This is a genomic window from Flavobacterium pectinovorum (assembly GCF_900142715.1).
In the GTDB taxonomy this organism is placed as follows: Bacteria; Bacteroidota; Bacteroidia; order Flavobacteriales; family Flavobacteriaceae; genus Flavobacterium; species Flavobacterium pectinovorum.
Genome location: NZ_FRBX01000001.1, coordinates 229,550 through 255,531, shown reverse-complemented (window position 1 = coordinate 255,531; position 25,982 = coordinate 229,550). Strand labels below are relative to the sequence as shown.

The following is a 25,982-nucleotide window of genomic DNA, read 5'->3' as shown; positions in this document are numbered from 1 at the left end:
AGATTCTAAGTCGCTAAAGTTCTGAGTTTATATGCTTGGAATTTTAGCGGCTTTTTTTGCAGAAATTTAGCCCGCGGATTGCACGGATTCAACAGATTTACGCAGATTTTTTTTTATCTTTATATTAAAATCTGTGTCCATCCGTTGAATCCGTGCAATCCGCGGGCTCAATATTTTTTATAAAAATTCGAAATAAGTCGATTTTTGTTTAAAATTAAACAATTTGTTATAATTTGTTATTTTTCTACAAAAAATTTGCTGTTACTCAAAAGTGTAATAACTTTGCTCAAAATAGTTTATAAAAATGCAAGCAAAAGATCTACTGCAGTTAGCAGACCAATTTGGAAGTCCATTATATGTTTATGATGCCGAAAAAATCCAATCACAGTACAATAGATTAACTAAAGCTTTCTCTAAGGTAGAAAACTTGAGAGTTAATTACGCCATGAAGGCATTGTCTAACGTTGCGATTCTTCAGTTATTAAAGAACATGGGGTCTGGTTTAGATACTGTATCAATTCAAGAAGTTTTATTGGGACTTCATGCTGGCTATGATCCTGACAAAATTTTCTTTACACCAAACGGAGTTTCTCTTGAAGAAATCGAAGAAGTTGCCGCAATGGGTGTTCAAATCAATATTGATAACTTATCTATTCTGGAGCAATTCGGAACAAAATATCCACAAATTCCGGTATGTATTCGTATCAATCCGCACGTAATGGCGGGAGGAAATGCTAATATTTCTGTTGGACATATCGATAGCAAATTCGGAATTTCGGTACATCAAATACCGCACATTTTGCGAATTGTCGAGAATACTAAAATGAGTATTGTTGGAATTCACATGCACACAGGATCTGATATTTTAGATATCGAAGTATTCTTGTATGCAGCTGAAATCCTGTTTGATACGGCAAAACATTTTAAAGATCTAGAATTTTTAGATTTCGGAAGCGGATTTAAAGTTCCTTACAAAAAAGATGATATCGAAACAGATATTGAAGAATTAGGTAAAAAATTATCAAAAAGATTCAATTCTTTCTGCGCAGAATATGGTAGAGATTTAACCTTGATTTTCGAACCAGGAAAATTCTTGGTGAGTGAAGCTGGTTTCTTCTTAGCAAAAGTAAACGTAGTAAAACAAACAACATCAACAGTTTTTGCCGGAGTTGATAGTGGTTTCAACCACTTAATTCGTCCGATGTTTTACGGTTCACAACATTATATCGAAAACATCTCAAACCCAAAAGGAAAAGAGCGTTTTTACTCCGTTGTAGGATACATTTGCGAAACAGATACTTTTGCCAACAACCGCAGAATTTCGGAAATTACTGAAGGTGATATTTTAGCTTTTAGAAATGCCGGAGCATATTGTTTCTCAATGTCTTCGAACTACAATTCAAGATACAAACCAGCCGAAGTTCTATGGAAAGACGGAAAAGGAATCTTGATTCGTCAACACGAAACTTTCGAAGATTTACTTAAAAATCAAATTCCGTTGCCACAAGAAATTGCTGCAACAGTTTAAAATAAAAAAAAAGAGAATATCTATTGAATCCCGTTTCTTAATTGAGGCGGGATTTTTTGTTTTACACAGATTTTGCAAATTCAAACAAACTTTTTATCGAACAATCTTGTCATTTTGAAGAATGACAAGATTGCGAATAATTTTGCACAACTATTTTGCTATCTTAAACTATTTTACAATAAGTTTTTGTGTCTGAGATCCATTTTTTCCTGTTGCCTTAATAATATATACACCTGATGACAACATTTCTTTTACATTTATAACTAATTGTTTGTTTGTTAAAAGGGGCGATTCATACAACTGCTGACCATTTAAATTAAATATCCGAACTTTTGTGTTTTCTGCACTAGTCAGGTTAATACTTATAATATCAGATGTAGGATTGGGGTAAACACTAAATACATTATTAGAAATATTATCTTCTTTTAATTCACTTTCTAAATTCGATGTCAGGCTTGCTTTTGCAGTATTTACTAACCCTGGTGTTTTAACTACAAAGGTTGTAACAGACCATGCAGGAGCAGTATAAGCAATTTTATTTGCCTCAAGTTTACCTTTATTTGTCTGGGTTGGGGTAGTTAATTCTGTTGCATTTTCACAACTATTATCATCACCTGAAGTTCTATATGTATTAAAACTGCTAATATTTTGAAATTCAGTTAGATCAATTAAGTATGATTTAGAACTTGTACTATTGTTTACCAAAACAACCACCACTTCTTTATTATTGGGTTTTAAAAAAGTCATGCTATTTCCATTGTTATTTCCTATTTGTGTATAACCTACTTTTGCATAGTTTGTAATCTGTTGATAAATATAGAGACTTCTAGTGTTTTTTAATGTTGCAGCCTGATAAGGATTATTAGGGTCCCAATTTGTTTGTTGCACTAATGCCCAGCCGTCATCGTATGACATTGCCTGCCAATCGCACCATACCTCACTTTGCAAATTGCGAATATCTTCAATCATTCTGTAAGCCATATCATAATGTCTCCACCACCAATCCTCCCCTCCAGCAGGAGGAGACCAATCTGCAGGACCAGTCTCTGTTTGCCAAACCGGTTTGTTTGTTCTGGAAACTTCTGTATATAAATCAGCTTTATTCTGCCAACTTCCTGCGTAAGTATGAGTTGCTATTGCTGATAAACCTTTATATTCGTTAAAATGATTTGCCCATAATTCATAAGCATTCGTTCGTGCTTCTTGTACTGTATTACAATCCGAAGCTACAAGACCTATATCCTCAATTCCATAAACTTGTTGTCTTTGCCATAATCTCCATAATACTGTTGCTTGGTTATTCTGCAATATTTTACACCCTTCCTGAGATGCGCCGGCTTTCCACCAGTCTGAATATGGTTCATTAAATGGTTCAAGATATTTGATATTCCAATTTGGATGTGCTGTTCGCAAAGTTTTAGTTACAGAACAAAGATAATCCGCAAAATCATCTTCATATCCAGGTTTGAGATTTTCACCTCCATTTACTCCACCAGCCGCACAGGAGGATCTAGTCATAAAATAGGGTGGCGACGTAGAAAACATTTCGGTAATAATATCACCATAGGGTGCGCGTAAACTCGCTAGTTTATTCATGACCGCTATTTGTCTGTAATCATTGCTTACATCAACAACTCCCCAGCCTTGTCCATTTGGATAAATTGATCTGTAACCTGGCATTTCTGCACCATCTTTTCTCATGTGATTGCCCCAAGGACAATTTGGATTTTCACCGGCACCAATATTAAATCTAAAAAAATTCAAATTCGCTTGTATGGCTACTCTATTTGTAATGTCATCAATTGAAGCTTGTGGCATTCCTCCAACAAGATTTCCCCACCATGCTAACGAAACTCCCCAACCTTTCATAGTTTGATATTTTATAGAAGGTGTATTGGTAATGGTTGTTTGTGAGAAACTAATTCCAACACTAAAAAGTGCAATAAAAAATGTATGTTTAGCTTTTTTCATATTCCTGATATTTGATTATTATTTGATTGTCCGTTTTTATCTTAATCCTAAAATAATCTGTCCTAAAGTACTTAATAACAGAGTTGCCCATCGAAGTCCTGACTCAACTTGACTGAAGTCAAAGTTTTATCAATCTTGTCTTTAAAATATCAACACTACTTTAAATATGAAAGACATTTATCTTCTATCTCAATATAAATTTGAAATAAAATGTAAAGATATTGATATTGTAGCTTTTTTTCTACAAAAAAAACTGCAATATTTTTTTCTTTAAAATTATTTAACTGATAATGTGGCTAATAGATAAAATTAAATTACCAATACTTTTTTTATTTACTTTTCCAAGCCTCTTCGATAGTGTTTCAAACAATTAACGCTCTGGAGATTAACAAATCATTTTATCTTCTTAAAATACCCCATTTATCCCCCAATAAATTCAAAAAAAAATCGTTGTTACTAAAAATCTTACATATTTTTTTCCTATATTAGATATAAGGAATCGGTTAATTTTTAAACTATAAGATGCTCAATTTTAACATCTTGGCAAATATTTTTTTTATTACAATTAATCGAACCCGATATGTTAACAAAATTTAATTTAATCTTTAAAAAATGGGATAATAAGTTTGAAGTTTTTTGACAACTAAACAAAATGAAAAACATAATCGCCTAGTTTTAAATCCATAAAAATTACAAAAAAGCATCTTTTTTGTGTTATATGAAGCTTAATGAATATTTAAATAAATTTTAATTTCAAATTGTTTTACTATGAAATTTTACACCCTAATCTTTTTTAGCATACTTTCTATTCCCTGCTTTTCTCAACATGACACTTTAAATATTAAAAATGACAGCCTAAAAATTAAAAAAGAAAATCGGTTCAAAGTAGCAGGTTCCGTACTTGCAAATGGCGTTCTTAGTGTACCAGGTGATTTTTCAGCGATGGGACACACTATATCAAGTGATTGGAAAAGAACTGCTATTTATACCGCAGGAATAATTGGTTTAATAGCCGTTGACAGACATACTACCGGTTTTTGGCACGATAATGTAGAACCTAATATCAAGTATAGTTTGCCTAAAGTTGAAAGCTCAATTCCTCACGTTATCGGAACTGACGTCTATATTGTTTACCCAATCATTGGGTTATATGCAGGTTCACTAGCTATTAACAACAAAAAAGGTCAGGTTGTTGCTGTAAATGCAATTAAATCTTTAGCCTATTCTTATGTTATAAGTCAAGTAGTTCTAAAAACTATAGCATCACGAAAAAGACCTCAAAGAAGAATAAATGATAATAATCCTGTCGAAGAGCCCTGGACAAAAAATCCTTGGGATTTTGGAAACTACAATCAAGTTCACCTGACACATGGAGGTGATGCTACTTCATTTCCTTCTTTTCATGCTACCTCTTATTTTGCTGTTGCCAAAGTATTTCAAATGGAATACAATAATTATTGGATACCGTATACATTTGTAACCGCAGTATTTCTTTCAGATATAAAAAGCCACGATCACTGGGTTTCAGACTTATTGGTAGGTGGATTAATAGGTACAATAATCGGGCGATCTATAGTAATTAGTAGTCGTAAGCAAATGGCAAAAAAAGAATCTAATGCTTTTAACGAAAATCCTAAAAAATTTTCAATGCAAAAACAATTAATTCCTCAAATTTCAAATTCTATGATTGGGCTGCAATTTATTGGAACTTTTTAGACTCTAAATAACACAAAAAATTATTCCCGTTCCCGAAAGGCAAATGGGATTTTTTTTGGCGTTCCCCTCCGGGTCGTCCCGAAACTTCGGGATCGGCTATATCTTTTGTTCCGTTCCACTTCACAAAAGGATAACGCCTCTATCCCTAACTTATTCTGGTTTTCATTAGAAAAATAAATTATAACAAACTTTATGAAACAGAATTCTAATTAATTTCATTTTTATTAATAACCAGTTTTTTAATAAAAATAGAATAAATTTGACGAGCTCTTCAAGACGTAATACATGAATAATTTAAGCCAAAAATTGAAAATATTAATAACTGCTATTTTGTCTTTCTATATTTTTTCAGCTAATGGACAAAATACTGAGTTTGATAAACGTTGCAGAATAATAGAATTCATAAATAAAGATTCTATAAACTCAATATCCAAACTTACTCCATTATACAATAAAAGAGGATTTTATTTACTTCAAAATGGAGTTTATGATTTTGTAATTGACGGTAAAAAATATTTTCAATCATTAATTTTAAAAATAGAAAAAGACAGATTTTTTATAACGAAAAATTGGCAATCTGAAGAAAATAACGAGATAATATCCGATTCGATAGAAGTTCTAATTAATCAAGAAATTCAAGTTAGAATGGTATCAATAGACAAAGGAGTTGGAAATTTACCGACTAGAACAAATCTAAAAAAATACAATGTTACAATAATACCAAATGAAAATTATTGCAGCCTAAAAAATATTGAAATTATAAGCAAAGAAAAAACATACCTTGGTCATTATTACTTTACAGAAAGAGGATTAAAGAAAATTAAAATCATAAAAAACACTCCTTATTTATGTGAAGAAAATGGAGAATTTATTTTGAGAAGAAATTAAATTATAGCCAGCAATGCGACGCTATATGTTTTTTTGACTCTTCTACAATAAATCCACTTCAATTACCTCAAATAAAAATATTATTTTAGCTTGGTAAAAATTCAATTACCACTAAAATCAAAACCTATGAAAATTACGATTCCCCTGTCGGTATTATTTCTGTTATTTACTACTACTATATTCAGCCAGACTATTGCTGATTTAAAACTAAAGGGCAAAGAAATTCCCAAAAGCTATACTTTAAGCGATGGTCATGTTTGTGTTTCTCCGCAGGCTTGTAATTTTTATAATGATATTGCCACGTACGCCAGTTTTGTTGGAACTGTAAAAAGTAAAGAGATTCAAAGTTTTAAAAGTAAAGGAGATAGCGGTTCTATCATGTATTTTGAATTTGAACACAGATTTAAAGGTGATAGTTTTCTACAGGGATTACTTTGGGGAAAAGCCAAAGAACCAACAGACGAACATCCGGAAGAATATCTTGCAATAGGAAAATTTCTAATCATCTGGAGTTTTCATCCTGATAGCCCTATTAAAGAAAAATCGGAAACAAAAATAAATGCAATTTTGCAATAGTCAAATTGCTCATAATAATTACAAAATCAAAATGCGAACAATATTTCTAACATCAATAGTATTTAGTCTCTTTTCGCATTCGATGGTTAGCATGTGTAAGTTCAAATCAGTACAAGACACAATTTTTATTAAAAAAGAATGTTCTGTCAAGAATTTAATGATAAAAACGGAAAGAAGAGAAAGAAATCGAAAATTTATTTTTTGGAAATTACCTCACAAAAAAATAACTATTGTTGACAAAGTAATTAATACAGATGGAAAAGTGATTTTTAAGAAATCTACAATTCTAGTTTGTTCTGCTGATGCTTGTGGCGATACAAAATTTCGCAGAATAAAAATTATAGAAAACGAAATATGGATCTTTCAATATAATAGGAATCCAGATAATGCAGTAATAAAACACTATGATTTTTGTGGGAAATATTTAAATAAAACAGATTGGAATGAAAAATCTTTTGATGAATATTAGTCCTCTAAACCCCAAAGTGTTCCCAACTTACCACATAAAACATGTTTAAAACTCAACTTTAATCTTAAGTAACTTAATAAATGAAACCACAAATTAGAATCCTGCTCTACTCCATATTATTTTTTCTATACCTTACTTCAACTCCTCTTTTATTGTTATTAGGTGAAAAATTAAAAACAGATCCTTATATAACTTTAGGTTGTGGTTTTGCTGTTTTAAATATTATTTATTCTTTCTTAGGACTAAAATGGACAGCTTTATTAAATATAATCTGCTCTGTTGCAATTGCTGCCCTATCTCTATTCTTAGCTTTAAAATTCACAAATTTACACCTGTTTTTAAATTACGATCCGTATCAGGTTAAAACAGCAATATTTGCCAATGCCGTTTTTTCAATTATTTTTTGGGAGATTGTTTATCAGGTAAAAATTAGAATACAGAAATAAAATAAATCAGATTACATGTCCTTGTCATACGTTAGGCGCACAGCAGTGCGTCTACATTCCTATTTTAATTTAAAATTCCTTAAATTTAGTATCAGAAAAATTTTAGTAGAAATAAATCTAATTTTTAAAAAACTAATCTTATGAAAACTAAAAAAATATGGGCCAATTTAGGCGTCGAAGACCTCGCGCGAACAACCAAATTCTATAGTGAATTAGGATTTAAACCAAACGGAACAAATACTGAATTGACAAGTTTTATGTTTGGAGAAGATAATTTTATCATTCATTTTTTTGTAAAAGAAAGATTTAAATGGGCTGTTAATAGTGAGGCTGCCGACCTTACCCAAGGAAATGAAATTATATTTTCGATCTCGGCCGACAGTACAGATGAAGTTCATCAATGGCTGCTGGCTGTTAAAAATGCAGGCGGAGCAATTTTTGCCGAACCACAAAGCTTTGAAAAAGGATATTTCTTTGGATTTGCTGATCCGGATGGTCATAAATTTAATGTTTTGTATTGGCCGCAGTAAACTAAGAAGCTCTAAAAATGAAAAGGGAAAATTCAATTGATATAGTACGGGGAATTGTAATGATAATTATGGCATTAGACCACGTTCGCGATTTAATGCACGTTGACGCTATCACGCAAAATCCTACAGATTTAGCAACTACAACTCCTTTGCTGTTTTTTACGCGTTGGATTACACATTTGTGCGCTCCAACTTTTGTTTTCCTGGCAGGAACTTCCGTCTATCTTTCGCTGAAAAGCAAAAATAACGTACAAGAAGTAAGACAACATCTCATTAAAAGAGGTTTTTGGCTGATATTTCTCGAATTTACTGTTGTCAATTTTGGTTTATTTTTTGACATTGGCTTTCATACCTTATTGTTTCAAGTCATAGCCACAATAGGTTTTGGGTTTGTTATTTTAGGCTTACTTTTAAAAATACCCGCAAAACAATTAGGTATTACGGGACTTATTATCATTTTTTGTCATAACCTTCTGCCACTTATTCCATTTGCCGAAGGATCTGTTTTAAAAGCCGTTTTAACTCCATTTTTTAGTCCAATTGCGGTTCCGCTTTTTGCCGGAAAAGTTTTTGTTATGGGTTATCCGCCAATTCCGTGGTTAGGAATTATGTTAACCGGATTTGGTTTTGGAAGGTATTTTGAAATGGTAAAAGAAGAAAGAAAAAAAGTATTTATAAAATTCGGTTTTGGCGCATTAGTATTATTTATTATGCTGCGATTTATCAATATTTATGGAGATCCTGCATTATGGACATCCCAAAAAGACGCGGTTTTTACATTTCTTTCCTTTATGAATGTTACTAAATATCCGCCTTCTCTTCTATATTGTCTGGTTACTTTAGGTATTATGCTTTTACTTCTTGCCTTTGCTGATCAATTTAATAACGGAATAAAAAAAGTGACTGCTGTTTACGGCAAAGTGCCTTTGTTTTATTTTATTATTCATTTTTATCTAATTCATACTATAACACTCATCATGCTTTTTGCGCAAGGTTTTAATTGGTCACAACTCGAATTTGCAACCGGAACTTTTGGCAGACCCAAAAACATAGAAAGCGGATTACCGCTCTGGGGAATTTATTTAATTTGGATAAGTATTGTCGTTATTCTTTATAAACCTTGCATTTGGTATGGAGACTATAAAGCGAAAAAAACAAACTGGTGGCTTCGATATATCTAAAGTTATTACTTCTTTTTTCGTTCTTTTCATGTTGCATAAATCTCAATTTCTTATAAAAAATAAATTTATAATCTAGCCCCGATAGAGCCGGTATCCTCGCAGTCCCGATGGCTATCGGGACGAAGAGATAAAGGCGAAAGCGGGACAGGTGGTTATTATGGAAACGAAAACTTCTGCTCCTTAAATTTTAAAATGATATTTCTCTTACAACTCAATTAATCTAAAACAGATATATTTACAGCTGAAAAAATCAATTGATCTTTAGAATGAAAAAAATTACTTTACTTTTTTCTGTTTTACTTATACTATTTTCTTCGTGTGGCGTAAAAACCACGCAATCAATGTTAAGCGACGGAAATTACGACGGAGCAATCGACCGCGCTGTCGAGGCTTTGAAAACTAAAAAAGATTCGAAAGGAAAACAGGATTATGTGTATTTGCTTGAAGAAGCGTTTGCGAAAGCAAAAGACAGGGATTTGCGTAATCTTGAAGTGATGATAAAAGAGGCTAATCCTGCAAATTCTGAGCGCATTTATAATACATATCTGCAATTGAATAATCGTCAGGAAAAAATAAGACCTTTATTGCCGCTGCCTTTATTGAAGCAGGGCAAAAATGCCAGCTTTCCGTTTGATAATTATTCAGATCAGATTGTGAGCAGCAAAAATGCGCTTTCTAAATATTTATATGAAACTTCTTCGGTGCTTTTAAAATCAAAAAACAAAATGGATTTTAGACAGGCGTATGATAATTTATTCTATCTGGAAAGTATTAATCCGGGATATAAAAATGCCAAAAAACTGATGGAAGACGCACAGTTTAAAGGGACTGATTTTGTGGATATTTATGCTAAAAATGAAACCAATATGGTGATTCCGAAACAACTTCAGGATGACTTATTGGATATTAAAACTTACGGATTAAACGATAAATGGACGGTTTACCATAGTGTTAGACAAAAAAATATTGTTTACGATTACAGTTTAATTGTAAATTTTATACAAATTAATATTTCGCCTGAGCAAATTAAAGAAAAAGAATTCATCAAGGAAAAACAGATAAAAGATGGTGTAAAAACGCTTTTAGACAGCCGTGGAAGACCTGTAAGAGATAGTTTAGGCAAGGAAATAAAAATAGACAACTACCGAATGCTTCGCGCTAATGTGTATGAGTTCAGGCAATTTAAATCTTGCCAGGTAACAGCAAAGGTTGATTTTGTTGATTTAAAAACAAATCAATTGGCACAGACTTTTCCTATTACAAGTGAATTTGTTTTTGAAAATATTTATTCGACTTACAAAGGAGATAGAAATGCTTGCGAGGATAGTTATATTTCTTATTTTAACAAACGCGCAGTGCCTTTTCCGAACAACGAACAAATGGTTTACGATACCGGAGAAGATTTGAAATTGAGGCTTAAAGATATTATTGTTAAAAATAAATTCAGGGGTTAATTAATGATTACCAAGCAAGGTGATAACAATTAAACCCCAATACAATTAAAAAATAAATGCTAAAAAAATTATTACCCTTTGAAGAACTAGTTTACCGTTCGACATTTACCAAAGAAGAATTAATTGCGCATCTTCAAAATGAAATTGAAGCTGAAAAATCTTTTGGTCTTGGTGCCAATAGATTTTCTTATTCTAAGCCATATATTGGTAAAGTTTATCAAAATCGATTTGAAATTAAAAAAGCGATAAACTACCGAAACTCATTTTTACCTGTGATCAAAGGTGAAATTACAGATGACATCAATGGTTCGAAAATAAATATCAAAATGGGTTTGATTGATTTTGTAAAAGCCTTTATGATTCTTTGGTTAGGCGGCGTTTCTATTGCTTGTTTAGCGGTATTGTATAATATAATATTCGGAGAGGGTTTAAATTCTGAAACCGGAATATTTATGTTAATTCCGTTTTTTATGCTCATAGTAGGAATTGTAATGGTCTCTTTTGGTTTTAAATTTGAAAGCAGAAAAAGCATTATTGACCTGGAAGAAATATTGAAGGCTAAAATAGTACAGTGATAAAAAACGTTAATAATGAAAACCTTAGAAGAAAATAAACTAGACAATCCCGTTTGGCATTCTTTATCAGAAACCCATAAAGGATTTGCGATTGATTACGGAAACACCAAATTCTATAATCCTGATTATTGTCCGTTTGGCGGTTTTATTGAATCTGAAAATATTGCTGGTGCAATCGATCATTATTCGACTTTAAACAATAACTTTTTTATAGTGGGTGAAAAACCTGAAATCTCTGATACTGTAAAAATTACCAAAGAATTAGTTTGTCTTCAGATGATTATTTACGAGAAAATTGAGCTTTCTATTGACACTGAAATCGTAAGACTAACAGAAATTCATAATGAAGAATTATGTGCTTTGGTGAATTTGGTGCAGCCGGGATATTTTAAAAATAAAACACCTTTATTGGGAAATTATTTCGGAATTTTTAAAGAAAATCAATTAGTTGCCATTACGGGTGAACGCATGAAAATGAATGATTTCACCGAAGTCAGCGCGATCGTTACGCATCCAGATCACACCGGAAAAGGCTATGCAAAACAATTGATTACGCATGTTGTAAATGCTATTTTTGAAGAAAATAAAACTCCGTTTCTGCACGTTGTTGAAAGTAATATTGGAGCTATTAAACTTTATGAAAAACTAGGTTTTGTAACAAGACGAAAAATGAGTTTGTGGAATATTACAAAGTAATTAAATTAAGTATTGACATTTTAATCCTAACTTTGATTTCAAAATTTCAGTACCTATTCAAATAAAACAAATGAACAAAATCTTAATTTTCTCTTTCTTTATTTTCTCATTAACGATTTTTGGGCAAAAAAATAAATCAACAGCAACAACAAAACCCTTTGTATTAGGTGTAATTGAAGAAATTGATTCTAAAGAATTAGGAGAAAAAAGAATTATAAACATTTATTTACCTGAAGGTTACAATCCTGCAGATGCTGTAAAATATCCTGTAATTTATTTATTGGACGGTTCGGCAAATGAAGACTTTATTCATATCGCCGGTTTGGTACAATTTAATAGTTTCGAATGGGTCAATAAGGTTCCAAAATCAATTGTTGTGGGAATTGCAACAGTAGATCGCAGGAGGGATTTTACTTTTCCAACTACAATTGAAAAAGACAAAGAAGCCTATCCGACATCTGGCCATTCAGATAATTTTATTTCTTTTATTGAAAAAGAATTACAGCCTCTTATCGAAAAAAAATACAGGACCAATAACTCGAAAACTATAATCGGGCAATCATTAGGCGGATTATTAGAAACTGAAATCTTATTTACAAAACCATCCCTTTTTAATAAATATATCATCATAAGCCCAAGTATATGGTGGGATAATGGCTGTATATTAAATGATGATCAGTTGCCTTTGCTGGCCCTTTTTAAACAGCCTATCGATATTTATATTGCAGTTGGTAATGAAGGAGTTACACCAACTGAAATCCCGAGAGTTATGGAAGATGATGCTAGTTTCTTAGCTGACAAAATCATGTGTGTTGAGAATAAAAATATAAACGTGCATTTTGAATATCTCCCTTTCGAAAACCATGGTACTATATTACATCAGGCTGTTTCTAATGCTTTTAGAGTTTTGTATCCAAAAGAAAATAAAGAATAAGCAAACCTTGTAAAAACTTATAAATAGTGTAAAAAAATATTTTTTATATCTTTGCACAGATAAATCAACTACTACATTCTATGTGAAATACAATTTCTTTCAGACAATTATAAAAGCAATCTCCTAACAGTTTGCTCATTTGTTTATTCTTTAAAGAAAGAAATTATGCTTATTTTACAAAACATTTCATATTTACATACGAATAGAGATTTGCTATTCGACAAAATTACTTTTACTGCCAATAAGCAGGAAAAAATCGCTTTGATTGGCAACAATGGCGTTGGCAAATCGACCTTACTAAAAATTATTTCGGGCGAATTACAGCCTTATGAAGGTTTGCTTAAAGCCGATGCAAAACCCTATTATATACCTCAGATTTTTGGGCAGTTTAATCATTTAACAATTGCCGAAGCTTTGCAAATTGATGATAAACTCAATGCTCTAAAAGAAATTCTTAACGGTAATGTAACCGAAGAAAATCTGGAAATCCTAAACGACGACTGGACTATTGAAGATCGCTGCAATGAAGCTTTGCAATACTGGCAATTGCAGGATTTAGATTTATCTCAGAAACTGGAAACGTTGAGCGGCGGACAAAAAACAAAGATTTTCCTTGCCGGAATTTCGATTCATCAACCTGAACTTATTTTGCTGGATGAGCCAAGTAATCATCTTGATTTTGAAGCGAGAACATTATTGTACAGTTTCATTCAAAACTCTTCGGCTACTTTATTGATAGTAAGTCACGACAGGAAATTATTGAATCTTTTAAACACGGTGTACGAATTAACTAAACACGGAATCTCGGTTTATGGCGGTAATTATGATTTTTATGCAGAGCAAAAACAAATAGAAAACAACGCTCTAAATCAGGATATTCACAGTAAAGAAAAGGCTTTGAGAAAAGCCAAAGAAAAGGAACGCGAAACACTTGAACGCCAGCAAAAACTAGATGCACGCGGAAAAAAGAAACAGGAAAAAGCCGGAGTTTCGAGAATTATGATGAATACTTTACGTAATAATGCCGAAAACAGTACCTCAAAAACAAAAAGCATGCATGCCGAAAAAATTGGCGGAATTTCTGGAGAATTACAAGAATTGCGTTCGGGTTTGCCCGAAATTGATAAAATGAAATTTGGTTTTGATAATGCGAAACTTCATAAAGGAAAAATACTTTTTACGGCAACTGATATTAATTACAGCTACAATAATGAATTGCTTTGGAAAGAGAATTTAAACTTTCAAATTTTAAGTGGCGATCGTTTTGCTTTGAAAGGAAAAAACGGTTCAGGAAAAACAACTTTGATTAAAATTATTACTGAAAAATTAACTCTTAAACAAGGAACTGTTTACAAAGCAGAATCGACAATAGTTTATATCGATCAGGATTATTCTTTGATTGATAATCAGCTTACAATTTATGAGCAGGCAGAAAAATTCAATAATTCTGGTTTGCAGGTACATGATATACGAATGCGTTTGAATCGGTTTTTGTTTTCGCAAAATGATTTAGAAAAATCATGCAGTGCTTTGAGTGGCGGTGAAAAAATGCGTTTGATGCTTTGTTGTTTAACCATAAGTAATAAGGCACCGGATATTATTATTTTGGATGAACCAACGAATAATTTAGATATTCAGAATATCGAAATTCTGACTCAGGCAATTAATGAATATCAGGGAACTTTAATTGTTGTTTCTCATGACGAATATTTTTTGGAACAAATTGATATTCAGAATACAATTGAGGTTAATTAAAAAATTGAGAATTAAAAATTAAAAAATTCAGGAATCGTGATCTTATCTTTTCATATCGACTTTCCACATTATATAAAGCTATGTTTCTATGTGTAAAATTAATTGCGCTCAAAGTGGGTTAATTTTTTAAATTTGTTTAAAACAATCAACCTAAAACTAATAATCATGACACAAAATAAAGAAACCGTAAACGAATATATGGCCGCTTTCAGAGTGAGCGATCATGAAAGAATTCTGGCTTGCCTTACGGATGATATTGTTTGGGAAATGCCTGGAATTTATCAGCATGTTGGTAAAAAAGCTTTTGATAAGGAAATTGAAAATGAAAATTTTGTTGGAAGCCCCATTATTCACATTGTAAAACTGATTGAAGAAAATAATATTGTTATTGCCGAAGGTTCTGTTCAGGGAAGTATGAAAAACGGAGGTCTTCTCGATGCTGTTTTTTGTGATGTTTTTGAAATGGAAAACGGCAAAATCAAAAAACTAACTTCGTATTTAATGTCGAAGAATTCTAGTTTGAAGTTTGAGTAAAAGAGCTGAAGTATTAATCTCGAAGTCGCGAAAGTATGTTTCACGCAGATTTAAAAAGATTTAAGCAGATTTTTTTTAAATTAAATCTGCTCTAATCTGTAAAATCTGCGTGAAAAATTCTTTTAATTAAATCTGCGTAAAAAAACTTTGCGGGACTTCTCCCGAAGCCTCGGGACGCTTAGTCTGACAAAACGGTCGAAAAAAAATCTAAAATCAACAACCTAAAATCAACAATCTAAAATCTAAAATCATCCAAGCCATCCATCACGGTCTAAACTTCTGTATTGAATCGCTTCTGCAATATGTCCCGGAATAATTTGTGGCGAAGCATCAAGATCTGCGATTGTTCTGGCAACTTTCAGGATTCTGTCATACGCTCTTGCGGATAGATTTAATCTTTCCATTGCTGTTTTTAATAATTGTTTTGATTGTTCGTCGAGAGCGCAAAATTCCCTGATTTGTTTGGTATTCATTTGCGCATTGTAATGAATGTTTGGAAACGCTTCAAAACGAAGTGATTGAAGTTCGCGTGCGGCAGTAACACGTTTTCTGATTTCGACACTGCTTTCTGCTTTTCTGTCGTCTGATAATTTTTCGAAAGGTACAGGAGTTACTTCTATGTGAATATCGATTCGGTCTAATAAGGGACCCGATATTTTGCTCATATAACGCTGCATTTCGTGTGGCGAAGAAGTATTTGGCATACTCGGATCATTAAAAAATCCACTCGGACTCGGGTTCATACTCGCCACCAACATAAACGATGACGGATAGGTTACGGTAAATTTTGCTCTCGAAATCGTGACTTCACGATCTTCCAACGGCTGACGCATGACTTCTAGAACGTCTCGTTTAAACTCCGGTAATTCATCCAAAAACAAAACACCATTGTGCGCCATCGAAATTTCGCCAGGCTGCGGATAACTCCCTCCTCCTACCAAAGCCACATTCGAAATAGTATGATGCGGACTACGAAATGGTCTTTGATTCATTAAACCTACTTCTTTTAATTTTCCGGCAACGCTATGAATTTTAGTGGTTTCGAGTGCTTCACGCAACGTCATTGGCGGTAAAATACTCGGCAATCTTTTGGCCAGCATTGTTTTTCCGGCTCCGGGCGGTCCGATCAGAATAATATTATGACCTCCAGAAGCCGCAATTTCCATACAGCGTTTTATACTTTCCTGACCGCGAACATCAGAAAAATCAAATTCAGGAAAATCTAATGTTTTATAAAATTCGGTTCTGGTATCTATTACGGTTGGTTCAAGCGTTCCTCTTCCTTCAAAAAAATCAATTACTTCTTGTAAGTTTTCGACACCGTAAACATCTAAACCGGCTACAATTGCGGCTTCTTTTACATTTTGCTTTGGCAGAAAAAATCCTTTAAAACCTTCTTCTTTGGCTTTTATGGCAATGGGCAAAGCACCGGTTATAGATTGTAAACTTCCGTCTAATGAAAGTTCTCCCATAATAACATATTGCTCTACTTCGGGCGCTTTTATCTGATCTGACCCCACCAATATTCCAATGGCTAATGGCAAATCATACGCAGATCCTTCTTTTCGCAAGTCGGCGGGCGCCATATTGATCGTTATTTTTTTCCCCGGAAGGCTTAATCCGTTATTTTTAAGAGCGGCTGCAATTCTAAAACTGCTTTCTTTTATGGCGTTGTCCGGTAATCCAACTAAATGATAACCAATCCCTTTATCCATATGAACTTCCACAGTAATAGTGGTGGCTTCTACACCAAAAACAGCGCTTCCGTAAACTTTAATAAGCATAATATTTCTTTCATTAATTGGTTTAAAACTAATGAAAAATATTAATATGTAAATATTTTATTACAAATAAATACTAAGAAATTTTCTTGGTTGCTATCTTGATGATAATAGATTAAAATAATAGTTAGAAATAATTAGCTTTTTTAGATTCAAACTCAACCTAAAAACTTGTTGAATAGTCCGTTGATAAAAAAAATCTTACTTATAAAAATCAAACTACTAAAATCATACATTAGCAATACTTCAACGAAAAAAATGATAAATGAAAAACGAAAAAAATTGTGCTGTGGATAATGATAGCAGGAATTTTGTGTATTGCTGTTACTCCATATTTGTTTACACAATTAGGAGTTGGAATTGATTTCACTTCTCAAAACGCTAATAATATTGGTGGAACAATAGGTGGCATTACCGCACCATTTACAGGACTCTTGGGTTCGCTTTTAGTTTACTATGCACTACTAGAACAAGTAAAAGCAAACAAACTCATTCAGAAACAACTTGATGAACAAAAAGTCAGTGATGAAGAATCAAAAGTTGTAGGTTATTTAAAAAAGCAATTAGAGATTATAAATTCCGATATAAATGCTATCCACTTTAATTTTTCTCCCACAAAAACAAATGAGGGACAAACATTTCAAGGAAGTACTTTAAATGGAAGCGATGCAATACGAAAATATTTGTATATTTTAAAAAGTGCTAATCGAAATTGTGATAGTGTCTTATTCGCTGAATATTATCAAATTGATTCAATCAAGCATTTACTTAAATTGATTGATAATTTTGTAAAAACAACGATAGTAGAAACGATTTCAGAAAAGGATATGCGTTATCTAACAAATGAAATAAAGTATCATTATATCTCAAAAATTAAAATTCAATTTGATTTATTTGAAGAATATAAAAGTACAAAACTGGCACAATGTCGAGCATGCAACAAATACCACCAAGGTATTCCTAACGAGTTTTTTGATTTAACGCATTCAATAAATAAAGGGCTTAACTTATAATTCAATATGACACCAAAAGATTATCTAGATTTCATAACAGCATTTGCAGCGATAGGTGCTTTATTTATTTCGATTTCAGCAATTTTACGTAGTAGCAAGGATAATAAAAAACAAATTATCGTAGGCAAAATTGAAGAAATATATGAATTAACAATGTTTTTGTTTGTCGAATACAGTAAACTTAATCATTTAGCGACTAAACTTGACGAGGTATACACTTCCAATTTCAACGAATTTGAAGACAATTTAGACGATTTTCGTATATTAATTCAAGAGGTTTCGAAAACAACTAATCTCAATGAAATATACGACAAAACTCTAAGACTTAATGTGCTTGCAAACTCATATCTAAATAATGAAATAAAAATCGAAATAATTGCATACGCACGACTTTTTCAATGCATTCTTGCAACAATTCATTTAGCAACATTAGAACGAAAAAATAAAGAATTTAAAGAGGGATTTCCGATAACTGAAAATTTACGTGCATTTGTGGAAGAATTAACGCCAAAATTAGTTAAGCTAATAAATTTGGGCGGTGAGAAACTACCATTTACAATTTACCAAAAATACTTCGAAAATGAATTTAAAAGTAAACTTGGATTAAAAGATTAAATCAAACACTATAAGTAATGACGGAAAAACACTAGAAAGACTATTCAGTTGATTGAAGAAGCATTTAAACAATATGACAAAAATTAATACACAAATAGAAGTAGACAAACTTTACGAAAAATATGATACCGTTCATTATTTTTGGAGAGATAAAGTTCTAACACAACTTGGAATTTCAATAAATTTATTTCTAACTATAGGGATTGCCGTTATAGGTTATTACTTAACTCAAAACAACGCTAGTGATATTATTGTCTTAGAAAAAGTTAATGATAATATTATTTATAATGTTAAGAAAGCTAATGATGGTTCGTTACATTGGTCGACTATAACTATGCTAATACTATTTTTGGTATCAGTTTTTTGCGGTTGTATGGCTATAACTAGTCGACTTCACGATTTAAGAATTACCAGCAAAACTTTTAAATTACGAAAAATAGGTATGAAAGACTATAATGAAACCTTGCCTGACGAATTTCCTATTGATGAAAAAGAGCTGTTAAATAATTATTGGAAAGCAACATTGATTGCGATGTATGGTTATAAGGAATACGATTTTAGCAATTTTAAAAAGCTGGAGAAAAGTTTTTTAAAATTGAGAAGCCTTACTGAACAATTAGGAAAATTAACATGGATACTACATATGAGCCAGATTATAGTTTTTATATTAGGCATAATAGCATTTTTTGTAAGTTATTTTATTAACTAGCATTAACCTAAAATCAGTTATTTATAAAATATATTTCCGCCATAAAGTAAAGAAAAGAAAGTTCTACCATAATAATAATAATAATAATAATAATAATAATAATAATAATAATAATAATATATTGCTCTACTTCGGGTGCTTTTATCTGATCTGCTTCAACTAAAATTCCAACCCAACCTGATTTTTAATTTCCTCCACAATCTTACTCAAATCCAGACTATTTTGATGTGACCAAAGTTTACTTTCTATCTGATTGTTTCTAATGCAGTTATGGCATTCGATAGCTTCATACGAATATCCTTTTCCTAAATTCGGAAAACTAAAAGCAGTTTCTTTTTCTTCTTTAAAAACAGCATAACCATCTGCCATAAACCACGGCGAGTTGAGTTCTATTCTTCCTTTTGTTCCCGCAATTACGGCTTTCATATCAGATTCTGACACTATTGACGTATGCAAAATGGCTTGTGCATTTTCAAATTCTAATAGTATTGATGTCTGTAAATCGATTCCGTTTTCATGAAAAATAGATTTTGCAAATGTAGTTTTTGGAATTCCACACATTATATAAGAGAGGAATAAAGGATAGACGCCAACATCAAAAAGAGCTCCTCCTCCACTTTTTTTATCAAATAATCGGCTTTCTGGTGTTTCGTTTCCAATAAAATTAAAATCGGCTTTTAGATACTTTACCTCTCCAATTTCTCCGTTTTTCACTTTTGCCAAAGCATCCTGAACCGACGGAATAAATCGTGTCCAGAAAGCTTCCATAAAAAATTTATTGTGCTTTTTTGAAGCTTCAGTCATTCGAACAGCATCATTATATGAAAGCGCCATTGGTTTTTCGCATAAAACATGTTTTCCGTTTTCTAAGGCTTTAATAGAAAGTTCTGCATGAGAATTATGCGGAGTGGCAATATATATAATGTCTACATTCTCATCTGCAAAAAGAGCATCGTAAGAATCGTAAGCTTTTATGCAGTTGTATTTTTGTGCAAACGCATTTGCATTGTCCTTATTTCGGGAAGCAACGGCAACTATTTCGGCATCATCAAGCAATTGTAAATCTGTAGCAAACTGATTTGCAATGTTTCCTAAACCTATAATTCCCCATTTAATTTTCTGACTTTCCATTCTTAAGTTTTAATTATAAAAAATGTTAAAAAGATCAAATATACATCATCAACATAAAAAATAAGACGATTTTCGGCAATAATCGATGTGTTTCAATCATAAAAAATTAATAAAAAAACAGGAAAAGTATGTAAATTCTCAAATGAGGCTAAAAAAATGTTGCCAAATTGTAAATTTTAAGTCCATTTTAACAAATACATTCAAAACTGAGGGGGTTAAAATGAAATATTAACAAAAATTAAACATTAGACTCTATTTTTTATAGGGGTGTTGATTGATTTTATATTTTTATCAAAAATTTAAAACTAAATAACTATGCGAAAAATTATTTTAAGCGTGATTCTTATCACGATTTTATTACTATCTATTTTTTCTATCTCATTTGTTACAGAATCAAAAACATTAGGCGCTCACGTTGTTGAATTAAAACTTGATACAGGTGATACTGCATGGATGGTTGTTGCAACTGCGTTTGTATTATTAATGACTCCGGGATTAGGATTTTTCTACGGAGGAATGGTAGGAAAGAAAAACGTAATTAGTACTATGCTTCAAAGTTTCATGGCAATGGTAATTGTTACTGTACTTTGGATAGTAATTGGATTCGGATTGTGTTTTGGACCATCAATTGGTGGTTTCATCGGAAATCCTTCATCAAATATATTTTTTCAGGGAGTAAGCGCGAATACCGCCTGGGAGTTGGCACCAACAATTCCGATGATACTTTTCGCTTTATTTCAGGCAAAATTTGCTATTATCACTCCTGCATTAATAACTGGAGCTTTTGCAGAACGCGTACGTTTCTGGGCTTATTTATTGTTCATGGTTTTATTTATCATATTTATATACGCTCCATTATGTCACATGACCTGGCATCCTGACGGATTGTTTTTTGGATGGGGAGTTCTTGACTTCGCTGGTGGTACTGTAGTACACATGAGTGCGGGTTGGGCTGCCTTGGCCGGAGCAATCTTTTTAGGAAAACGTAAAGTTCAAAAAGTAAACCCTGCCAGAATTACTTATGTATTATTAGGTACAGGTTTATTATGGTTTGGATGGTTTGGATTTAATGCAGGTTCTGCTGTTGGAGCCGGAAGTCTTGCTGCTCAGGCTTTAGGAACTACTACAATTGCTGCTGCTTCTGCTGCTATGGCTTGGGTTTTCCTTGATAAAATTTTAGGTCACAAATTATCTGCTATGGGAGCTTGTATTGGTGCTGTAGTTGGTTTAGTTGCCATCACGCCTGCTGCAGGTTTTGTAAGCATTCCTCATGCTTTAGCAATTGGTATCATTGCCGCTGTAATTAGTAACCTTGTAGTAAGCAAATTCCCTAAAGGAAAAATTGACGATGCTCTTGACGTTTTCGCTTGTCACGGTGTTGGAGGAATGGTAGGAATGTTATTAACAGGTGTATTTGCGTCTAACACAGTAAATTCAGTTGTTGGTGACAATCAAGGTTTAATCTTTGGTGATGCTACATTATTCTTAACACAATTAAAAGCATTGGTACTTGTTTCTGTATTTGCTTTCGTAGGTTCATACATTTTATTCTTCGTTGTAAATAAAATTACTCCTCTAAGAGTTACTGAAGAAAAAGAAGAATTAGGATTAGACATTTCTCAACACGGAGAATACTTATAATAATCAATTTCCAAAACCAAAAAACAAAACTAACCAAAAAAAAGCGCTCTTATTCAGAGCGCTTTTTTGATTTATTTTAGATCGCAGATTTTAGATTAAAATAGAAGTCTTTCATCTATTCTCTTTCATCTATTCTCTTTCATCTATTCTCTTTCATCTATTCTCTTTCATCTATTCTCTTTCATCTATTCTCTTTATTCTCTTTATTCTATTCTCTTTATTCTATTCTCTTTATTCTATTCTCTTTCTATTCTCTTTATTCTATTCTCTTTATTCTATTCTCTTTATTCTATTCTCTTTCTTCTATTCTCTTTCTTCTATTCTCTTTCTTCTTATTTAAAATTAGAAATCCCTTGTTTCAACCAAACCAAATATTCTTCGGTACTCACATAACTAATTGTTGGTTTTGTATCGTTTAGATTTTTTCCTTCTAAGTCAGTTATAATGTATAAAGGCTGAGTATTCGTTTTATATTTTGAGATCATAAAATCGGTCCATTTGTCGCCAACAGTTATAATTTTATCTCCTGCGGCTGTTACAAATTGTTCTTCTTTTGGCAATTCGCGTTTATCATCAACATAAAGAGAAATCAGTACAACATCATTTTTTAAGATGGGTAAAATTCTTTCGTCAGACCAAACATTGTTTTCCATCTTTCTGCAATTTACACAGGCATATCCTGTAAAATCAAGCATGATTGGTTTATTGATTGATTTTGCAAAAGCTACACCATCTTTGTAATCATGAAAAACCATAATTCCGTGTGGGCCTAACTCTGCTCCTTCTGGTAACCCTTTTTCAGAAACAACACCGTTACCTGCTCCTCCAGAACCTCCAAATCCAAGCGGACTTTCACTATATGTCTGAGGCGGTGGAAAAGCGCTTATCAATTTCAAAGGTGCTCCCCAAAGTCCCGGAATTAAATAAATTGTAAAAGTCAAAACAATCAATCCGAAAGATAATCTTCCTACAGAAATATGATTCGTAGGACTATCGTGTGGTAATGTAATTTTTCCGAAAAGATAAAAAGCCAAAGTTCCAAAAATGGCAATCCAGATCGCTAAGAAAACTTCTCTTTCTAGTAAATGTAACTGAAGAACCAAATCGGCATTTGATAAAAATTTGAATGCTAAAGCCAATTCTAAAAATCCTAAAACTACTTTAACGGTATTCAGCCATCCGCCCGATTTTGGTAATGTATTTAACCAACCCGGGAACATCGCAAAAAGCATAAATGGTAAAGCCATTGCAGATGAAAATCCTAACATTCCAATAACCGGTGCAATTCCTCCGTTTGAAGCTGCTTCAACCAATAACGTTCCCACAATTGGTCCTGTACATGAAAATGAAACAATTGCAAGAGCCAAAGCCATAAACAATATTCCAACAATTCCGCCTCTGTCTGCTTGCTGATCTGCTTTGTTTGCCCAGGAATTTGGCAGCATAATTTCGAAAGCTCCCAAAAATGAAACCGCAAAAACAATCAATAAAACAAAGAATATCAAGTTAAACCAAACATCTGTAGACAAAGCATTTAAGGCATCTGCACCAAATACTTTAGTAACAATTAAGCCTAATATTACATAAATAGCAATAATCGAAAGTCCGTAAATAATCGCATTTCTAATACCTTTCGCCCTACTTTTACTTTGTTTTGTAAAGAAACTTACTGTCATCGGGATCATTGGAAACACACAAGGCGTTAACAATGCTGCAAATCCTGAAATAAAAGCAATAAAAAAGATTGACCATAAACTTCTTGAAGATGCCGGTGCAGGAATTTCTTCTTTTGAAGTTGCAGCAACTTCTGTTTTAACAGTTTCTTTTTTAGCTTTTTCTACCGAAGCTGATAAAGTATCCACAACCAAAGCCGGAACTTTTGTTTCGTCTAATTTTGATTCTGTTATTGCAGGAACGGCATCCATTTTGAATGTTGACGGAACACTAATTGAGAATTTTTTATTTGAATTGATACAAACTTCTTTACAAACCTGAAAGTCAAAATCAACATCGACTGTTTTTAAATTCGGATTTATAATCTTGATTTCCTGCTCGATATGTGCTTTTCCTTCAAAGAAAGTTTCATTTACGCCAAAAACGTCATTAAAAGCGGTTCTGGTTTTTCCTTCTTTGGCTTTGCCTATTAATTCGTAGTTTCCTTTTTGATTTTTAAAGACAATTTCCAACGCAAGCGGGCCTCCTTCCGGAGTAAATTGCGAGTACATATGCCAGTCTTTTTCAATGGTACCATCAAAAATTAAAACGGCGTTATTGCCTTTTTTTTCAATTTTAGAAGTCCATTTTACCGGTTCTAAAATTTGAGCGTTACTATTTGCAAAAGCAAAGATGAAAAATAACAAAAAAACAATGGTTTTATTCCAGACACTTTTTGATATTGAAGCTTGATAGGATTGAGTAAAGTTCATTATTGTAATTCTATTTTAAGTATTTTATTAGTGGTATTTTCTATTTTAAAACGTTCGTCCTGCCTAATTCCTACGACCCAAACAATTTGATTATCAGAAGATAAAATCCATGTTTTTTCTTTTTCAATAAGCGACAATTTCTCATCTTTAAAAAGTTTGCTTACTTTTTTAGATTGGCCATTCATACCAAAAGGATGAAAAACATCTCCCTCATTCCATTTACGTAAAACCAAAGGAAACTGGATTTTTTCGGCGTCCACAAAGATAGACTTATTTGAATCTATTGTAATGTCATCTACCCGACAAAGCTTCAATTTTAAGGGAAAATTAACGTCTTCTTCATTTTCATTGATTTGATATTCTTCTCTTTCGTCTTCTTCAGAAATCGGACTCAAAATCAAGGTATTTCTGTTTTTTAACAGCCTAAATTCTGCAGCAAAAACCTGTTTACCAGATTGACCATCAACCAAATCATAAATATCATTCCAAGCCACAAAACCAAATTCGTTGAGCCATTGGTACAAATACGATTTATAATTAGGTAACTTTTTAAGCTGATTTAAATCAAAATGAATATCATCGCCGACCTCTTTCGCTACCTGCTGATAAATCATAATCGAAGCATCTTCAACCATTTCTTTCGATTCCTGCAAATACGATTGTGACTTTTGAAACGCATTCAAAAAGTTAGGATTGATTTCTTTTAAAATCGGAACCAAATCATGACGGATTTTATTTCGAAGGTATTTATTTGATGCATTACTGCTGTCTTCCCGCCATTCTATATTATTTTCTTCGGCGTATTTCAGGATTTCTTCTCTCGAAAAAGGCAAAAGCGGACGTATAATTTTATCGTTTTGTTCCGGAATTCCGGTTAAACCGTCTAATCCTGTTCCGCGTGTTAAATTGATAATAAAAGTTTCCAGATTATCATCGGCATGATGAGCGGTAAAAATATAATCGAAGTTTTCGGTTTCCAAAAGTTCATAAAACCAGCTGTAACGTAATTCGCGCGCTGCAACTTGTGTCGAAAGTTTATAGTCTTTTGCAAAAGCTTCGGTGTCAAACTGAGTTGTAAAAATTGGAATATTATTTTGATCGCAGTAATTTTGAATGAAGTCCTGATCGCCAAAACTTTCTAATCCGCGAAGTTGAAAATTACAATGTAAAACGGCAATTTCGTAAGGCAATTGCTGAAATAAATGCAACAAAACCATACTGTCTAAACCGCCGCTGACGGCTAGAAATATTTTTTTTCCTTCCAGAAATGGAAATCTTGAAACGATATGATTTTGAAATTTTGAAAACATTTGATAAATGTAAAAAATTAAATTCGATCTATTTTTAAATGAATTGTTAAGCGTGTGTTTTTTTGCTACGAATTGCACGAATTAGCACTAATTTTTTCACGCA

General features: G+C 32.5%; 23 protein-coding genes. 18 read left to right on the top strand and 5 right to left on the bottom strand.

Annotated features, from left to right (window positions below):
- Window positions 1-304 precede the first annotated feature (304 nt).
- Window positions 305-1,528, top strand: coding sequence for a diaminopimelate decarboxylase (lysA, locus tag BUE22_RS00875; RefSeq protein ID WP_042566561.1), 1,224 nt, complete (start codon window positions 305-307; stop codon window positions 1,526-1,528).
- Between the two features lie 168 nt (window positions 1,529-1,696).
- Here the strand turns inward: lysA and BUE22_RS00870 are convergent, their stop codons facing one another.
- Window positions 1,697-3,499 carry a T9SS type A sorting domain-containing protein gene (locus BUE22_RS00870; protein ID WP_073393046.1) on the bottom strand — a complete coding sequence of 601 codons (1,803 nt, stop codon included), beginning with the start codon at window positions 3,497-3,499 and terminating at the stop codon, window positions 1,697-1,699.
- A 768-nt stretch (window positions 3,500-4,267) separates the two neighbouring features.
- On the opposite strand from BUE22_RS00870, the gene BUE22_RS00865 reads away from it, so the two are divergent.
- The 13 genes from BUE22_RS00865 (at window position 4,268) to BUE22_RS00805 (ending at window position 15,253) form a co-directional block, all read left to right on the top strand.
- Window positions 4,268-5,215 carry a phosphatase PAP2 family protein gene (locus BUE22_RS00865; RefSeq protein WP_073393044.1) on the top strand — a complete coding sequence of 316 codons (948 nt, stop codon included), beginning with the start codon at window positions 4,268-4,270 and terminating at the stop codon, window positions 5,213-5,215.
- 285 nt (window positions 5,216-5,500) lie between these two features.
- Window positions 5,501-6,103 (top strand): hypothetical protein, encoded by a 603-nt coding sequence (locus BUE22_RS00860; RefSeq protein ID WP_073393041.1) that lies wholly within the window; start codon window positions 5,501-5,503, stop codon window positions 6,101-6,103.
- A 126-nt stretch (window positions 6,104-6,229) separates the two neighbouring features.
- Complete coding sequence (locus BUE22_RS00855) at window positions 6,230-6,679, top strand: hypothetical protein (protein ID WP_073393039.1); 450 nt, start codon at window positions 6,230-6,232, stop codon at window positions 6,677-6,679.
- A 157-nt stretch (window positions 6,680-6,836) separates the two neighbouring features.
- A complete protein-coding gene (locus tag BUE22_RS00850; protein ID WP_073393037.1) occupies window positions 6,837-7,148 on the top strand; it encodes a hypothetical protein in 312 nt (103 codons plus the stop codon).
- Window positions 7,149-7,228: 80 nt separating this feature from the next.
- Window positions 7,229-7,594 (top strand): hypothetical protein, encoded by a 366-nt coding sequence (locus BUE22_RS00845; protein WP_042566566.1) that lies wholly within the window; start codon window positions 7,229-7,231, stop codon window positions 7,592-7,594.
- Window positions 7,595-7,734: 140 nt separating this feature from the next.
- Entirely contained in the window at window positions 7,735-8,124 is a 390-nt protein-coding gene (locus BUE22_RS00840) for a VOC family protein (protein WP_073393035.1), read from the top strand.
- Between the two features lie 17 nt (window positions 8,125-8,141).
- Window positions 8,142-9,305, top strand: coding sequence for an acetyltransferase domain-containing protein (locus BUE22_RS00835; RefSeq protein ID WP_073393033.1), 1,164 nt, complete (start codon window positions 8,142-8,144; stop codon window positions 9,303-9,305).
- Between the two features lie 266 nt (window positions 9,306-9,571).
- A complete protein-coding gene (locus BUE22_RS00830; RefSeq protein WP_073393031.1) occupies window positions 9,572-10,759 on the top strand; it encodes a COG3014 family protein in 1,188 nt (395 codons plus the stop codon).
- A 56-nt stretch (window positions 10,760-10,815) separates the two neighbouring features.
- Window positions 10,816-11,334, top strand: a complete 519-nt coding sequence (locus BUE22_RS00825; protein WP_084540189.1) for a hypothetical protein — start codon at window positions 10,816-10,818, stop codon at window positions 11,332-11,334.
- Between the two features lie 15 nt (window positions 11,335-11,349).
- On the top strand, window positions 11,350-12,030 hold the full coding sequence (locus BUE22_RS00820) for a GNAT family N-acetyltransferase (RefSeq protein ID WP_073393029.1): 681 nt from the start codon (window positions 11,350-11,352) through the stop codon (window positions 12,028-12,030).
- A gap of 70 nt (window positions 12,031-12,100) precedes the next feature.
- The gene (locus tag BUE22_RS00815) at window positions 12,101-12,964 is read left to right on the top strand and encodes an alpha/beta hydrolase (RefSeq protein WP_073393027.1); all 864 of its coding nucleotides are present in this window, start codon (window positions 12,101-12,103) and stop codon (window positions 12,962-12,964) included.
- 165 nt (window positions 12,965-13,129) lie between these two features.
- Window positions 13,130-14,719: a ribosomal protection-like ABC-F family protein gene (gene abc-f / locus BUE22_RS00810; RefSeq protein WP_073393025.1), complete on the top strand. Its 1,590-nt coding sequence runs from the start codon at window positions 13,130-13,132 to the stop codon at window positions 14,717-14,719.
- A gap of 165 nt (window positions 14,720-14,884) precedes the next feature.
- The gene (locus BUE22_RS00805) at window positions 14,885-15,253 is read left to right on the top strand and encodes a nuclear transport factor 2 family protein (protein ID WP_073393023.1); all 369 of its coding nucleotides are present in this window, start codon (window positions 14,885-14,887) and stop codon (window positions 15,251-15,253) included.
- A 248-nt stretch (window positions 15,254-15,501) separates the two neighbouring features.
- Here the strand turns inward: BUE22_RS00805 and BUE22_RS00800 are convergent, their stop codons facing one another.
- Window positions 15,502-17,037, bottom strand: a complete 1,536-nt coding sequence (locus BUE22_RS00800; RefSeq protein ID WP_042566574.1) for a YifB family Mg chelatase-like AAA ATPase — start codon at window positions 17,035-17,037, stop codon at window positions 15,502-15,504.
- 293 nt (window positions 17,038-17,330) lie between these two features.
- On the opposite strand from BUE22_RS00800, the gene BUE22_RS00795 reads away from it, so the two are divergent.
- The 3 genes from BUE22_RS00795 (at window position 17,331) to BUE22_RS00785 (ending at window position 19,371) form a co-directional block, all read left to right on the top strand.
- Window positions 17,331-18,047, top strand: coding sequence for a hypothetical protein (locus BUE22_RS00795; protein WP_073393021.1), 717 nt, complete (start codon window positions 17,331-17,333; stop codon window positions 18,045-18,047).
- A 6-nt stretch (window positions 18,048-18,053) separates the two neighbouring features.
- Window positions 18,054-18,662 carry a hypothetical protein gene (locus BUE22_RS00790; RefSeq protein WP_073393019.1) on the top strand — a complete coding sequence of 203 codons (609 nt, stop codon included), beginning with the start codon at window positions 18,054-18,056 and terminating at the stop codon, window positions 18,660-18,662.
- Between the two features lie 73 nt (window positions 18,663-18,735).
- Window positions 18,736-19,371 (top strand): hypothetical protein, encoded by a 636-nt coding sequence (locus BUE22_RS00785; RefSeq protein WP_073393016.1) that lies wholly within the window; start codon window positions 18,736-18,738, stop codon window positions 19,369-19,371.
- Window positions 19,372-19,530: 159 nt separating this feature from the next.
- Here the strand turns inward: BUE22_RS00785 and BUE22_RS00780 are convergent, their stop codons facing one another.
- Entirely contained in the window at window positions 19,531-20,502 is a 972-nt protein-coding gene (locus BUE22_RS00780; RefSeq protein ID WP_073393014.1) for a Gfo/Idh/MocA family protein, read from the bottom strand.
- A gap of 315 nt (window positions 20,503-20,817) precedes the next feature.
- Here BUE22_RS00780 and BUE22_RS00775 point away from each other — a divergent pair, with 315 nt between their 5' ends.
- Window positions 20,818-22,143 carry an ammonium transporter gene (locus BUE22_RS00775; RefSeq protein ID WP_042566579.1) on the top strand — a complete coding sequence of 442 codons (1,326 nt, stop codon included), beginning with the start codon at window positions 20,818-20,820 and terminating at the stop codon, window positions 22,141-22,143.
- 332 nt (window positions 22,144-22,475) lie between these two features.
- Here the strand turns inward: BUE22_RS00775 and BUE22_RS00765 are convergent, their stop codons facing one another.
- Window positions 22,476-24,569, bottom strand: coding sequence for a protein-disulfide reductase DsbD family protein (locus tag BUE22_RS00765; protein ID WP_073393011.1), 2,094 nt, complete (start codon window positions 24,567-24,569; stop codon window positions 22,476-22,478).
- Window positions 24,569-25,879: a tRNA lysidine(34) synthetase TilS gene (gene tilS, locus BUE22_RS00760; protein ID WP_073393007.1), complete on the bottom strand. Its 1,311-nt coding sequence runs from the start codon at window positions 25,877-25,879 to the stop codon at window positions 24,569-24,571. The genes BUE22_RS00765 and tilS overlap by 1 nt, the downstream gene beginning before the upstream one ends.
- Window positions 25,880-25,982 lie beyond the last annotated feature (103 nt).

Coding starts and splice junctions, on each gene's coding strand:
- lysA (WP_042566561.1), top strand. CDS start 305: ATGCAAGCAAAAGATCTACTGCAGTTAGCAGACCAATTTGGAAGTCCA.
- BUE22_RS00870 (WP_073393046.1), bottom strand. CDS start 3,499: ATGAAAAAAGCTAAACATACATTTTTTATTGCACTTTTTAGTGTTGGA.
- BUE22_RS00865 (WP_073393044.1), top strand. CDS start 4,268: ATGAAATTTTACACCCTAATCTTTTTTAGCATACTTTCTATTCCCTGC.
- BUE22_RS00860 (WP_073393041.1), top strand. CDS start 5,501: ATGAATAATTTAAGCCAAAAATTGAAAATATTAATAACTGCTATTTTG.
- BUE22_RS00855 (WP_073393039.1), top strand. CDS start 6,230: ATGAAAATTACGATTCCCCTGTCGGTATTATTTCTGTTATTTACTACT.
- BUE22_RS00850 (WP_073393037.1), top strand. CDS start 6,837: ATGATAAAAACGGAAAGAAGAGAAAGAAATCGAAAATTTATTTTTTGG.
- BUE22_RS00845 (WP_042566566.1), top strand. CDS start 7,229: ATGAAACCACAAATTAGAATCCTGCTCTACTCCATATTATTTTTTCTA.
- BUE22_RS00840 (WP_073393035.1), top strand. CDS start 7,735: ATGAAAACTAAAAAAATATGGGCCAATTTAGGCGTCGAAGACCTCGCG.
- BUE22_RS00835 (WP_073393033.1), top strand. CDS start 8,142: ATGAAAAGGGAAAATTCAATTGATATAGTACGGGGAATTGTAATGATA.
- BUE22_RS00830 (WP_073393031.1), top strand. CDS start 9,572: ATGAAAAAAATTACTTTACTTTTTTCTGTTTTACTTATACTATTTTCT.
- BUE22_RS00825 (WP_084540189.1), top strand. CDS start 10,816: ATGCTAAAAAAATTATTACCCTTTGAAGAACTAGTTTACCGTTCGACA.
- BUE22_RS00820 (WP_073393029.1), top strand. CDS start 11,350: ATGAAAACCTTAGAAGAAAATAAACTAGACAATCCCGTTTGGCATTCT.
- BUE22_RS00815 (WP_073393027.1), top strand. CDS start 12,101: ATGAACAAAATCTTAATTTTCTCTTTCTTTATTTTCTCATTAACGATT.
- abc-f (WP_073393025.1), top strand. CDS start 13,130: ATGCTTATTTTACAAAACATTTCATATTTACATACGAATAGAGATTTG.
- BUE22_RS00805 (WP_073393023.1), top strand. CDS start 14,885: ATGACACAAAATAAAGAAACCGTAAACGAATATATGGCCGCTTTCAGA.
- BUE22_RS00800 (WP_042566574.1), bottom strand. CDS start 17,037: ATGCTTATTAAAGTTTACGGAAGCGCTGTTTTTGGTGTAGAAGCCACC.
- BUE22_RS00795 (WP_073393021.1), top strand. CDS start 17,331: ATGATAGCAGGAATTTTGTGTATTGCTGTTACTCCATATTTGTTTACA.
- BUE22_RS00790 (WP_073393019.1), top strand. CDS start 18,054: ATGACACCAAAAGATTATCTAGATTTCATAACAGCATTTGCAGCGATA.
- BUE22_RS00785 (WP_073393016.1), top strand. CDS start 18,736: ATGACAAAAATTAATACACAAATAGAAGTAGACAAACTTTACGAAAAA.
- BUE22_RS00780 (WP_073393014.1), bottom strand. CDS start 20,502: ATGGAAAGTCAGAAAATTAAATGGGGAATTATAGGTTTAGGAAACATT.
- BUE22_RS00775 (WP_042566579.1), top strand. CDS start 20,818: ATGCGAAAAATTATTTTAAGCGTGATTCTTATCACGATTTTATTACTA.
- BUE22_RS00765 (WP_073393011.1), bottom strand. CDS start 24,569: ATGAACTTTACTCAATCCTATCAAGCTTCAATATCAAAAAGTGTCTGG.
- tilS (WP_073393007.1), bottom strand. CDS start 25,879: ATGTTTTCAAAATTTCAAAATCATATCGTTTCAAGATTTCCATTTCTG.